The following is a 13121-nucleotide window of genomic DNA, read 5'->3' on the forward strand; positions in this document are numbered from 1 at the left end:
TTTATAAGAGCGGCGAAAAGCCGCTGTGTAGTGCCGGCTAACCCCATCGAAAGATGGGGTTTTTTATTGGGCGGAGGTTGTCATGACGAATAGGCTTGAGAAAACAGGAGGCAGGACAACATGGGCAAAACCACTGAGCGGCGTCTAGGGTTACGGTGTTGCGTAGGGCGCCTCCCAAAGATCAGACCTCAGGAGGGCTTTCTCTGAACAAGGTCAGCTTTCTGTAGCCGCGGCTTTCTTGGTGCGAGTTGCCGGCTTTTTGGTGGCCGTCGCTTTCTTTGCAGCAGGCTTTTTGGCAGCCGTCGTTTTTTTCTTGGCGGCCGGTTTTTTGGCTGGGGCTTCCTTGGCGGCTTTGGCTGCCAGTAATGCCAAGGCTTCTTCCATGGTCAGCTCTTCTGGTGCCTCGCTGCTCGGCAGTGTGGCGCGTAACTTGCCATGCTGCACATAAGGGCCATAGCGTCCGGCGTAGACTTCAATGTTGCCATCCTCGGTCGGGTGCTTGCCAAGATCCTTGAGTGGGGCCGGGCCCGACTTGGCCTGCGCCAGCAGTTCAACGGCACGCGACTGGTCAATATCGAACACGCTATCCGAGCGCGGAATCGACTTGAACTTGCCGTCATGGTTCACATAAGGTCCAAAGCGGCCAATGTTGGCCACGATCTTCTTGCCGGTTTCGGGGTGCAGCCCCAAGTCACGTGGCAGGGCGATCAGCTTCATGGCGACTTCCAGGTCCACATTCGCCAGCGGAATTTCTTTTGGGATACTGACGCGCTTGGGTTTCTTTTTGCTGCCTTCTTCTGGCAGCCCCAGTTGCAGATAAGGGCCATAAGGGCCGTTCAGTAGCAGGATGTCCTTGTCGCTTGCCGCGTCGTGGCCCATGATCACCGGCTCACTGCTGACGGCGGCGTTACTGCCCGTATTGCGAATGTAATCACACTCGGGATAGCCGGAGCAGCCAATAAACTTGCCGAAACGGCCCAAGCGCGAGTGCAATGGCTTGCCGCACTTGGGGCAGGCTTCGCCGATATCTTCCTGCGTGATTTCCGCGCGGTCGATATTGGCTTTTTCCAGTAACTGCTTGTTAAAGCCTTGCCAGAATTCATCCAGCACCGGCACCCATTCGCGTTCGCCTTCGGCAATATCATCCAGCTCGTTTTCGAGGTTGGCAGTAAAGCCGTAATCCACATAACGGGTGAAGTGCTCGGTCAGGAATTTATTGACGACGCGGCCCACATCCGTTGGTGTAAAGCGCTTCTTGTCCAGCAGTACATATTCTCTATCCTGCAGGGTGGAGATAATGCTGGCATAAGTAGAAGGGCGGCCGATGCCATATTCTTCCAGTACCTTCACCAGGCTGGCTTCAGAGTAACGTGGTGGTGGCTCCGTGAAATGCTGGTCGCCGAAAATCTTGTTCACATCCAGCACTTCGCCAGTTTCCAGATGCGGCAGTTTGGCTTCAGCCTCTTCCTCGGCATCGTCCTGGCCTTCCATGTACACGGCAATAAAGCCCGGGAAAATCATGGTTTGGCCGGTGGCGCGGAACAGGTTGGCATCGGAACCAACCGACAGATCCACGCTGACGGCATCAAACTTGGCAGGCGCCATCTGGCAGGCGAGGGCGCGCTTCCAGATCATTTCATAGAGGCGGAACTGCTCTGGGGTCAGATAGTTTTTCAGGCTTTGCGGTGTGCGGGTGATATCGGTTGGACGTATCGCTTCGTGTGCCTCTTGGGCGTTCTTGGCCTTCGTCTTGTACATGATGGGCGACTTCGGCAGATAGTCAGCCTCGAAGTTGCGCTTGATGTAGTCACGAATCTGCATGACGGCTTCGGCGGCCATGCTGAAACTATCGGTACGCATATAGGTGATCAGACCAACGGTGCCGTTGCCGACATCAATACCTTCATACAGCTGCTGCGCAATGCGCATGGCGCGGCTGGTGGTGAATCCCAGTTTGCGCACGGCTTCCTGTTGCAGGGTGGATGTCGTGAAAGGCGCTGCCGGGCTGCGGTTTTTCTGTTTCTTCTCTACGCGGCTAACCGTGGTTTTACCTGCGCTGGCGAGTAAAAGCTTGCCCACGATTTCGGCCTGCTGCGTTTCATTGGTCACCGTAAACTGTTCGACCTTGGTGCCATCCAGCTGCACCAGTCGTGCGTCAAACATGTGCTGGTGCTTCTTGGACTCCAGGTGGATGGTCCAGTATTCCTGGCTTTTGAAGGCTTCAATCTCAAGTTCGCGCTCGACAATCAGGCGCAAAGCCGGACTCTGCACGCGGCCAGCCGAGAGACCACGGCGAATCTTTTTCCAGAGCAGCGGTGAAAGATTGAAACCTACCAAGTAATCCAGGGCGCGGCGCGCCTGCTGCGCGTTGACCAGCGGCATGGAGATATCGCGCGGGCTGGCAATCGCATTCTGTACCGCGGTTTTGGTGATTTCATGAAAGACGACGCGCTTGATCAGTTTGTCCTTGATCAGCTTTTTGTCTTTCAGGATTTCGGCAATATGCCAGGAGATGGCTTCACCTTCGCGGTCCGGGTCGGTTGCCAGGTAGATGGCATCGGAGGAACGAACTGCTTTGGCAATGGCATCGACATGCTTGGAGTTGCGGTCGATGACTTCGTATTTCATGGCGTAGTCATTTTCCGGATCTACGGCGCCGTTCTTGGGAATCAGGTCACGCACGTGCCCATAGGAGGCAAGGACCTCAAAGTCGCTACCCAGATATTTTTTCAGGGTTTTGGCTTTTGATGGTGATTCAACAATCAGCAGTTTGGACATTGACGTGGGCGCAGACGATGGCAAGAGTGGCAGATAATAAGAGTAAATCCGTGACTAGACAAGGAAAGTCGCGCGGCAACGGCTTGTCTCGCAACTATTTTGCAGCGTTTATGTGTCTGTCGGCAAGTGTGCAAAATTGCTGACGCGACCATGCTTAACCATCAACCGGTGTCGGGCTCGGTCGATTTTCAGGCCGACGAAACTCAATGCGGGTGCCTTCCTGGCTGGCCATGGCGAGTGCGGGCTGGTCTTCCTTCGCGATATCGCCAAACAAGGGGTCTTCATCCTCCAGCGATGCACTGGTCAGGCCTTTGAAATCATATAGATCGGTATCTGCCAGATGCGATGGCTCTACATTGGTAATAGCGCGGAAGATATTGTTGATGCGGCCAGGCTGTTCGCGTTCCCATGCGTTCAGCATGTCCTTGATCTTTTGCCGTTGCAGATTTTCCTGAGAGCCACAGAGGTCGCAAGGAATAATCGGGAATTCCATGCCCCTGGCATAAGCGGCAATGTCTTTCTCGGCGCAATAGGCGAGCGGACGGATCACCATGAATTCGCCACGGTTGGTACTGAGTTTGGGCGGCATGGCCTTCAGTTTGGAGCCAAAAAACATGTTAAGGAACAAGGTCTGCACAATATCGTCACGATGATGGCCCAAGGCGATTTTGTTCGCACCCAAGGCCTTGGCTGTGCTGTAAATGATGCCACGACGCAGGCGCGAGCAAAGTGAACAGGTGGTTTTGCCTTCGGGAATTTTTTCCTTGACGATGGAATAGGTGTCGGCCTCGACGATGCGGTATTCCACCCCCAGCTTTTCCAGATAGGCTGGCAACACATCGGCCGGGAAATTAGGCTGCTTCTGGTCCAGGTTCATGGCGATCAGCTTGAAATCGACAGGTGCGCGTTCCTGCAATGCCAGCAACAGCATCAGCATGGCATATGAATCCTTGCCGCCGCTCATGCACACAAGCACGGTATCGCCGTCTTCAATCATGTTGTAATCACCAATGGCTTTGCCAGTGGCGCTAATCAGGCTGTTGCGCAACTTCAGGAAGTTGGCGGAGACGTTGTCGGGGTAATGTTTCATGTGGCTATTATAAAGTATGCGTTCCGATTTGATGCATGCTCACAGGTTAAGCGAGCGCCCACCATCAATCGCCATTACATGACCGGTGACAAAAGGTGCATCCTGAATCAGGAAACGAACAGCCTTGGCCACGTCGTCGCCTTCGCCTATACGCTTCAGCAGGGTCTGCGAGATGACGCGTTGCCGATAGACTTCGTCAAACTGCGGGTTATCTTCCGGCCATAATACTGGGCCCGGAGCTACGGCATTGACGCGGACTTCAGGCCCCAGCTCATGGGCGAGCGATTTTGTCAGGGTGACCAAACCAGCTTTGGCGACGCTATAGACGATGTAGCCTTTCTTTGGTCGCTCGACATGCATGTCGGTAATGTTGACGATGCAGCCGCTGTTCTTGCGCAGCTCGGGTGCTGCGGCTTGCGATAGGAAGAGGGGGGCTTTCAGGTTGGAGCCCAGAAGATCAGTCCAGGCATCTTCGCTGATTTGCCCGAGCTCGGTTGCATAGTAGCTGGAGGCATTGTTGATGAGCACATCCAGCTTACCAAACTGCTTGATGGTTTCCTGAATCAGGCTCGGCAGTACGGCAATGTTCAGCAAGTCGGCCTGAATGATGGCGACCGAGTTGGGGCGTTGCAGATTGAGCTCCGATTGCAGTGCGCGTGCTTCGACGGCGGAACTGCGGTAATGGATCATCAGCTTGGCGCCGCCAGCATGCAGCAAGCGGCAAATGGAGGCGCCAACGCGCTTTGCCCCTCCGGTAATCAATACTACTTTGTCGTTAAGATTTGAATTCACGCCAGTTTCCGAAATAGTGCCCAGTGCTGTTTATAATGCCGAGCTATCATGATCAATTCATTACCAAAACCAGATGCCGACGCGGCTGCCCACAGTCAGCAATTGAAGCTGCATATCGGCAGGCATATTGCAGAGGCGGGTGGCTGGCTGGACTTTGCACAATACATGGATTTGGTGCTGTATGCACCAAGCCTTGGGTATTACAGTGCCGGGTCCAAAAAGTTCGGTCCGGCAGGGGATTTTGTAACGGCTCCCGAGCTTTCTCCGCTGTTCGCCCGCACACTTGCCATGCAGGCTGCCGACATACTCCGTGCAACAGATGGGGATGTGCTTGAGCTAGGCGCCGGAAGTGGCCGCTTGGCGGCTGATGTGCTGCTTGAGCTCGATCGTCTGCAGCAGCTGCCATCACAATACCGCATTCTGGAGATCAGCGCTCACTTGCGGCAGGTGCAGAAGGATTACTTGCAGAAAGTTTTACCCGCGCATTTGATGCTACGCGTGGACTGGCTGGACAGCCTGCCTGAAGAGTTTTCCGGGCTGGTGCTTGGAAATGAAGTGCTTGATGCTTTGCCCGTTCATATCGTGCATCAGCAGGCCGAGGGGCTACTGATGCGAGGTGTGGGGCTATCTGCGGATGGCGAATTGGAATGGGTTGATCAACCAGCCGACGCGTCTATCACATCTGCATTCGGCAATATCAGCTTGCCCGAACCGTATACGACTGAAATCTGTCTGGCGGCTGGTGGACTCATTGCCAGCCTTGCCAGCATGCTGCGACAGGGCGTTGTGCTACTGATTGATTATGGATTTCCGCGGCATGAGTATTACCACCCGCAACGGCAGCAAGGCACGCTGATGTGCCACTATCGCCATCATGCACATACGGATCCATTTTTGTATCCCGGCTTGCAGGATATTACGGCGCATGTGGATTTCACCCTGATTGCCGAATCTGCCATTCAACAGGGGCTGGCCGTCCTGGGTTATGCGAGTCAGGCGCAGTTTCTGATTAACTGCGGCATTACGGAGTATCTTGCCGAAGTATCTCCGCACGATGTGGCAGCTTATGCACCGCTTGCTTCATCTGCCCAAAAGTTACTCTCCCCGGCGGAGATGGGCGAGCTATTCAAGGTGATCGCTCTTGGGCGCGGTGTTGATGAGCCTTTGCGTGGCTTTGGCCGCGGTGACAAGCGGCATACTCTGTAAACCCAAATTCCCGATAGGGTGCAATGCCCCTCCGTTATAATGGCGGTTTAACGTACGTTGCATTGTGACCGGTATGGAACATAAAGAGCATGAGCTGCCAGCCCATGAGCAGGATAATCCCAAGCATCGCCCTATTCGCAGTTTTGTGCTGCGTCAGGGCCGTCTGACCGAAGGGCAACGCAAGGCGCTGGATCAATGGCTCCCTGTCTATGGCGTGGCTTATCAGCCGGAACCCATCGCGCTTGATCAGGTATTTGGCCGTGCGGATAGTCCAAAAATTCTCGAGATCGGCTTTGGCATGGGCGATAGCACAGCCAAAATTGCCCAGGTACAACCCGAGCGCGATTTTATTGGCGTAGAAGTGCACACCCCCGGCGTGGGCAGCCTGCTCAAGCTGGTGGGCGAAATGCAGCTGGAGAACATCCGCGTTATCCAGCATGACGCCGTCGAGGTCTTGCAGTACATGATCCCGGATGCAAGTCTGGATGGCGTGCATATTTTCTTCCCTGACCCCTGGCATAAAAAGCGCCATCACAAGCGCCGCTTGATTCAGGCTGCTTTTGTGCAGTTGCTTTGCAGTAAGCTTAAAGCAGGCGCTTACCTGCATGTGGCCACGGATTGGCAGGAGTATGCAGAGTGGGTGCTGGAGGTGTTGCAGGGCGAGCCGCAATTGCGGAATACGGCGGATACCTATGCAGAAAAGCCGGACTACCGTCCCTTAACCAAGTTTGAAAACCGGGGCATCAAGCTGGGTCACGGCGTCTGGGATATCATCTTCACCCGTCAATAGGGCTTTACTCCGCAGGGCTCTCGGAGGGCTCTTCCGTTGTGTGGTCCTGTGGGGGAAACAGCCATTTGCCGATGACAGCTTCGGCTTCTTCCACCCCCTGTTTTTTCAGGCTGGAGAACAGTTGTACCGAGCAGTTGCCCCACGTGGTATTCAGCTCTTTGCGCACGGCATTCAGTGTCAGCATGGCGGCACTTCTGGACAGCTTGTCCGACTTGGTCAGCAGCACGTGAATCGGTTTGCCGCTGGGGCCAAACCAGTCCAGCATTTGCCGGTCCAGTGGCGTTAGCGGGTGGCGGCTATCCATCACCAACACCAGTCCGTATAAGGATGAGCGGTGGCTCAGGTAGTTGGAAAGTGTCATCTGCCAGTGCTTGCGCAAGCTCTCCGGCACTTTGGCGTAGCCATATCCGGGCAAATCCACCAGAAAACGATCTCCACCAAGACTAAAGAAGTTGATCAGTTGGGTGCGGCCTGGTTGCTTACTGACAAAAGCCAGACGATTATGATTCGCCATGGTGTTGAGCGCGCTTGACTTGCCCGCATTTGAACGGCCAGCAAAAGCGACCTCGATACCGAATGGCGGAGGCAAGTCGCTCAGATGATGAGCGGAGATATGAAATGTGGCGTTTTGAAACAATGGCATAGATAGAGGCTTATTCAAGGACAGCAAGGGGCAAAAATGCTACCACGATAACGTAAATTTGGATAAAATGCGTGGCTAATGTTTAACCATATTTAAATCAGTAGTATTGTTTGAGGAGCTGGATATGAATTTCCGTCACATTGCGGTGCTTGCCCTGGGCTCAATGACCGCCATTTCTGCATTCGCCGCAGGGGATGCCAGCAAGGGCGCTGCGACAGCGACCACCGTCTGCGCGGCCTGTCACGGTGCTGATGGCAATAGCATGGTGCCTATGTACCCCAAGCTGGCAGGTCAGCATCCAGAATACATTACCAAACAACTCACAAATTTCAAGGCGGGTGACCGCAAGAACCCGATCATGGCTGGCATGGTGGCTAACCTGACACCTGAAGACATGAGCAACCTGGGTGCTTACTTTGGTTCCCAGGCTCCCAAGCAAGGTACGGCCAAGAGCAATGGCGCTGGTTCTGTTGGCGAAAAAATCTTCAAGGGTGGTATCCCTGGTGTAGGCGTTCCAGCCTGTGCTTCCTGCCATGGTCCTGCTGGCGCTGGTATTCCTGTGCAGTTCCCACGCCTGGCTGGACAGCATGCGGATTACACCGTTACCCAGCTGAAGGCATTCCGTGCCGGTGAGCGCGCCAATGACGCGGCCAAGATGATGCGTATGGTGGCTGCCAAGCTTAGTGATAGCGATATGGCAGCGGTTGCTGACTATATTCAGGGTCTGCACTAAGCTAGTCCCATTGGGGCTGGTCCAATAGCTGTTTTAAAAAGTTAAGGGTGGCTGCAAGCCACCCTTAACTTTTTTGGCAACTCCTGCCAGTCTTGTTTGTCCTAAACGAACTCTTTCAGATTGATTACGCCTTGAAGCCTCAGTTCTCCAACTCCCGTCGACTATACGAGCTCCTCAGTTCCATGCGTTTTGCCGTGAGCTTGCTTACCGTATTGGGGATCGCGTCTATCATCGGAACGGTCCTCAAACAAAACGAGCCCTACCCCAATTATGTGATCAAGTTCGGCCAGTTCTGGTTTGATTTGTTCGAAAAGCTGGGCTTGTATGACGTATATCACAGCGTCTGGTTTCTGGTGATTCTGGTGTTTCTGGTGCTGTCGACCAGCCTGTGTATTTATCGTAATAGTCCCCTGATGTTGCGCGAGTTGCGCGCCTATCGCGAGGGTGCAACGGAAAAATCCCTGCGCGCGTTCAGTCACCGTGCTTCCTATACTGTAGCGGTGGGTGCTGAGACCCGCGCTCGTATTGTTCAGTTTTTGGGGCAGCGTGGTTTTCGATTTAAAACCGTGCAGCAGGCCGATGGCAGCGAGCTGATTGCCGCCAAGGCGGGCAGCTATCAGCGCCTAGGCTATATCCTGACGCATACGGCTATTGTGGTGATTTGTGTGGGGGGCCTGATTGATGGCAACGTCCCATTCAAGGTGCAGGAGCTGCTGGGCTATAAAAAAGTCGAGACGCTGGATATTCCCGAGAATGAAGTGCCTGCCATCAGCCGCTTGTCCGTGCGCAATTTGTCGTTCCGCGCCAATATGACCTTGCCGGAAGGTGCCAGCTCCAATGTGTCCTTCATGCGCATCCGCGATGGCTATCTGGTGCAGGAGCTGCCATTTCGCATTCAGCTTAAGCAGTTCCGTATTGAGCATTACGCTACCGGCCAGCCCAAGTCCTTCGAGAGTGATCTGCTGATTATTGATCCTGACCTCAAGGAACCATTGGCGCACACCATCAGTGTCAATCACCCGCTGATCTACAAAGGCATTGCCATTTATCAGTCCGATTTTCAGGATGGTGGTACCAAGCTCAACTTCAATGCGTATGGTTTGTTTGGTGGCAAAGACCAGCCGATCAAAGTGCAAAGCAACATATTCAAGAACGTGACCTTGGGTGAAGGCGATCAGGCCCTGAAAGTTGAATTCAACGATTTCAGATTATTCAATATTCTTAACTTGTCCCCCGATGGCAAGGGAAAGCCGCACAACGTCGGCCCCAACATCACGTACAAGGTGCGTGACACCCAGGGGCAGGCGCGTGAATACGTGAGCTACATGCAGCCCTTGCAGCTGGATGGCCGTCGCTACTTCGTCACCGGTATGCGGGCAACGCCTCAGGATGAATTGAAGTACCTGCGTATTCCTGCGGATGAGGATTACAGTTTGCAGGGTTTCATGCGGCTGCGTGCCACCATGTTTGATCCTTCGTTACATGAAGAGATTGCGCGTCGCTTTACCCAGGATGCGATGGGCGACAAAGCCGATGCCGAGATGCGCAAGAAATTCCAGGCGAGTGTAGTGCAGTTGCTGCAAGGCTTTGATGCAGGTGGCTACACAAAGATTGCCAAGATGATTGAAGATGCTGTGCCTGAACCGCAGCGTGAAAAGGCCGCACAGACCTATCTGAAAATCATCTCTGGTGCGACGCTCGAGGCATACAAGCTGGGGCTTGAGCGCGCTGGGCTCAAGGCCGGTGAACTCGACTCCAATACCCAGATCTTTCTGCAGGAAAGTCTGAACGCCATGAGTGATCTTTTCTTTTATGGCGCGCCGTTTTATTTGCAGCTGGATGAATTCCAGCAACGCCAGGCCAGTGGTTTGCAACTGACACGTTCACCGGGCAAGAATCTGGTGTATGGTGGGTCCGTGCTGCTGGTGTTGGGCATCTTTGCCATGATTTATATTCGGGAACGTCGTATCTGGATGTTGATCAAACCCGCTAATGAAGTGTTGTTTACCATGTCCGCCAATCGCAAGAATCGCGATCTGGATATGGAATTCGAGCAATACCGCGAACAGTTGCGTCGATTGTTGCAAAGCGAATAGCGCATGCTATCTAGCCAAGGATCAGGAAAAACCATGAATACCATTTTGTTTGAAGATCATCCTCAACCGCTGTTGAAGCGTTTGCGCTGGCAGGATTGGCTGTATGCCCTCATCCTCTGTGCGGGTGCCCTGTTTGCGTATCAGCAGTATGGCGCTTACATGGATGCCTACGAAAAAACCTTTCTGATTGGCGCGGCGCTGGGCTTTAGTTATCTGGGCTGGCAGTGGAAGCCCATTCGTCTCCTGATTATTGGCATCGGCATCATCAGCCTGTTCGCCATTCAGCTCTATCAGGCTGATCTGGCGCGCGCTGAACATGCTTTTCTGCTGAAATTCCTCATTTCCAGCCAGTCCGCCATCATGTGGATGAATGTGCTGTTTGTGCTGGCCATGCTGACCTACTGGTTTGCCTTGTTCCGTCGCTCCGAATTTTCGGGCAAGGTGGCGACCAGTCTGACCTGGGCTGCTGTGCTGATGGGCTTTGTGGGCCTGATGGTGCGCTGGTATGAGTCATATCTCATTGCCCCGGATGTTGGCCATATTCCCATCAGCAATCTGTATGAAGTGTTTGTGCTGTTCTGCCTGATTACGGCGCTTTTGTATCTTTACTATGAGCGCCGTTATGAAACCCGCCAGCTGGGTGGCTTTGTCTTGCTGGTGATCAACGCCGCGGTAGGATTCATTCTCTGGTATACCTTTGATCGTCAAGCCAATGCCATCCAGCCTCTGGTGCCTGCCTTGCAGTCTTACTGGATGAAAATTCATGTGCCGGCCAACTTTATTGGCTATGGCGCCTTCTCGCTGGCAGCAATGGTGGGTAGTGCTTACTTGCTGGCTGAGCGTGGCATTCTGGCTTCGCGCCTGCCCAAGCTGGAGGTGCTCGATGATGTGATGTACAAGGCAATTGCCGTCGGTTTTGCGTTCTTCACCATTGCGACCATTCTGGGCGCCATGTGGGCGGCTGAAGCCTGGGGCGGCTATTGGTCCTGGGACCCGAAGGAAACCTGGGCGCTGATCGTGTGGCTGAATTATGCTGCCTGGCTGCACTTGCGCCTGGTCAAGGGCTTGCGTGGAAGCATGCTGGCCTGGTGGGCGTTGGTGGGTTTGCTGGTCACCACCTTTGCCTTCCTCGGTGTCAATATGTTCCTGTCCGGCCTGCACTCTTACGGCACGTTGTAATCAGTTTCGCTAGGCAGTTTGTTGCGGGCCTAGCGTAAACCAGACGGCGCCTTCGCGATTTTCTTTCAACGCCAGCGTTAATCCGCTGGCGTTTGCCTGTCTGGCTGCTTGATATAGCCCTATGCCCAACCCTTTGCCCGAGCTTACCTGTTTTTTGAACAGATTCTCGGCGATCGCCGAGGGCATTGCGCTGCCGGTATCTCCCACGGCTACCGTATAGCGCTTGTCTCCGTGCAAGGTGACGTAAATTTCCAGCCCAGGCTGACTGCTGCGTTTGGCCAGGGCGTTCTGAATCAGATTGTCAGTGACGCTATCCAAAACGTCGCTATCTACCTCGGGGTTTTCAGAAATAGTGGCCTCAAAAACAATGCCAAGCTGGGGGTAGTGCGCCTGAAAATTTTCCCACCATTGCAAAATGGGAAGACTGCGACGGCTCTCGCTGGCAGGCGATTGGAGCTTGGTCAGCGTTCTTGCCATCCGCTCGTTCAGCAGGGGCAGTTGCTTGCGCACCAACGCCAGAAGTCGATCCTGATCGCTCGCTGCCGTATGCTCCGCCGCGCTGCACAGGGCGCCCATGGATTGCACCAGATTCTTGATGTCGTGGGTCAGGCGGGCGCCTGTTTCATACACGGCCTGCATGTAAGCATTTTGCGTCATCGATTCTTCGCGGCGTTTCGCTTCGTAAAACTCGGCCACAATCCGGGTCAGCAGTTTGACGTGTATCGTCAAGGCGGGTGTCAGCGGCCAGCGACTATACAAAGTCAACTCCACATCATGAAACTGCAACTCATGCAGATGCATGCTGGGTTTGCCTAGTTGCTGTTCCTCCTGACCTATCTGCCATTTAGCTCCTTCAACCCACGGGAGCTGGGCGATTTCGGCAACGGCATGCGAAAGAAAGCTTGCGGGGGTGCGTTGTTGCTGGGCGAGTTCAGCGATGTTCTGTATCCACTGCTCGAATGGCAAGCCTACACTCAGCAGATAGCGTGAGAGTATCAGGCCAATGCCCGAGAAGCCGGCTCTGGGGTTCCAGAACCAGCTCAAGGCCAGCAGGCCTGCTGCCAGGGCAAAAATCATCTTGAGTAACACTTCTGTGTAGCGGGCTTGTGTTGTCGTGGCGATAGCGAAGCACCCAAGCACCAGCGTAATGGTGACCATCAGCAGCATCAGCGTATAAAAAAAGTCCATGGCGAGGGCTTGCTGTGTGTCGCCATATTCGGCTTTGGTGAATAGCAGGCTGACGGGAAGCAGAAGCAGTCCATATTCAACCAGCAATATCAGGGCGTCGGTGTCGATATTCCTGGCGAGAAGCCGCGGGACAACATGCAGTGTAAGCATGGCTAGCAGGTAGGTTGCAGCCAGCAGAAATCCAGGACGGGAGGGGGTTTTTGTGAGGGAAAAAATGCGCCCGCCCAGCAGCGAGAATAACAGGCAAAGCCAGAACGCCATGAGCCACCAGCTCATGAACATCGTCATCAAGATGCCCCCGCCCAGCAGGATAAGGGCCGTTCGCAAGGTTAAGGGTTCGCGGCCATGTAGCACGGGTTGCCATAGTAGAAAGCAGCCATAATGAAAAAGCGTCCAAGCGGTTTGCAGCTCGCTGCCTATGCCCCACACCAGCAAACCGTGCAGTGAAAACAACATTAGCGCCAACTGCCATTGCTGACGAAAGGGTGTGAAGCCGAATCGTGAGCTGGGTGTGTTGGATTGAGATGGGCTGGTGGGTGTCATTTTCTTGTCAGAGATGATGATATTTTGACGCTTCAAAGATGATTTTAATCATATAAACCAACAATCGTAATCAATTTAATTTC

10 protein-coding genes are annotated in these 13121 nt (G+C 54.0%); 5 read left to right on the top strand and 5 right to left on the bottom strand.

What is annotated here, in order from left to right:
• Positions 1-213: 213 nt before the first annotated feature.
• The 3 genes from topA to LG204_RS05525 all read right to left on the bottom strand — a co-directional run bounded on the left by topA (position 214) and on the right by LG204_RS05525 (position 4660).
• Positions 214-2778, bottom strand: coding sequence for a type I DNA topoisomerase (gene topA, locus LG204_RS05515; protein WP_230336328.1), 2565 nt, complete (start codon positions 2776-2778; stop codon positions 214-216).
• A gap of 154 nt (positions 2779-2932) precedes the next feature.
• Entirely contained in the window at positions 2933-3868 is a 936-nt protein-coding gene (gene ttcA, locus LG204_RS05520; protein ID WP_230336329.1) for a tRNA 2-thiocytidine(32) synthetase TtcA, read from the bottom strand.
• 39 nt (positions 3869-3907) lie between these two features.
• The gene (locus LG204_RS05525; protein ID WP_230336330.1) at positions 3908-4660 is read right to left on the bottom strand and encodes a pteridine reductase; all 753 of its coding nucleotides are present in this window, start codon (positions 4658-4660) and stop codon (positions 3908-3910) included.
• Positions 4661-4708: 48 nt separating this feature from the next.
• Here LG204_RS05525 and LG204_RS05530 point away from each other — a divergent pair, with 48 nt between their 5' ends.
• Positions 4709-5866, top strand: coding sequence for a class I SAM-dependent methyltransferase (locus tag LG204_RS05530; protein WP_230336331.1), 1158 nt, complete (start codon positions 4709-4711; stop codon positions 5864-5866).
• Positions 5867-5939: 73 nt separating this feature from the next.
• Entirely contained in the window at positions 5940-6656 is a 717-nt protein-coding gene (trmB, locus tag LG204_RS05535; protein ID WP_230336332.1) for a tRNA (guanosine(46)-N7)-methyltransferase TrmB, read from the top strand.
• A 4-nt stretch (positions 6657-6660) separates the two neighbouring features.
• Here trmB and yihA read toward each other — a convergent pair whose 3' ends face one another.
• Positions 6661-7299 carry a ribosome biogenesis GTP-binding protein YihA/YsxC gene (gene yihA, locus LG204_RS05540; protein WP_230336333.1) on the bottom strand — a complete coding sequence of 213 codons (639 nt, stop codon included), beginning with the start codon at positions 7297-7299 and terminating at the stop codon, positions 6661-6663.
• 124 nt (positions 7300-7423) lie between these two features.
• Here yihA and LG204_RS05545 point away from each other — a divergent pair, with 124 nt between their 5' ends.
• The 3 genes from LG204_RS05545 (at position 7424) to ccsB (ending at position 11307) form a co-directional block, all read left to right on the top strand.
• Positions 7424-8032 carry a c-type cytochrome gene (locus tag LG204_RS05545; RefSeq protein ID WP_230336334.1) on the top strand — a complete coding sequence of 203 codons (609 nt, stop codon included), beginning with the start codon at positions 7424-7426 and terminating at the stop codon, positions 8030-8032.
• Between the two features lie 182 nt (positions 8033-8214).
• Positions 8215-10128: a cytochrome c biogenesis protein ResB gene (locus LG204_RS05550; protein WP_230336372.1), complete on the top strand. Its 1914-nt coding sequence runs from the start codon at positions 8215-8217 to the stop codon at positions 10126-10128.
• Between the two features lie 33 nt (positions 10129-10161).
• Positions 10162-11307 carry a c-type cytochrome biogenesis protein CcsB gene (ccsB, locus tag LG204_RS05555; protein WP_230336335.1) on the top strand — a complete coding sequence of 382 codons (1146 nt, stop codon included), beginning with the start codon at positions 10162-10164 and terminating at the stop codon, positions 11305-11307.
• A gap of 9 nt (positions 11308-11316) precedes the next feature.
• Here the strand turns inward: ccsB and LG204_RS05560 are convergent, their stop codons facing one another.
• Entirely contained in the window at positions 11317-13074 is a 1758-nt protein-coding gene (locus tag LG204_RS05560; RefSeq protein ID WP_230336336.1) for a sensor histidine kinase, read from the bottom strand.
• Positions 13075-13121: the final 47 nt, after the last annotated feature.

The organism is Methylovorus menthalis (assembly GCF_020523625.1).
Lineage (GTDB): Bacteria > Pseudomonadota > Gammaproteobacteria > Burkholderiales > Methylophilaceae > Methylovorus > Methylovorus menthalis.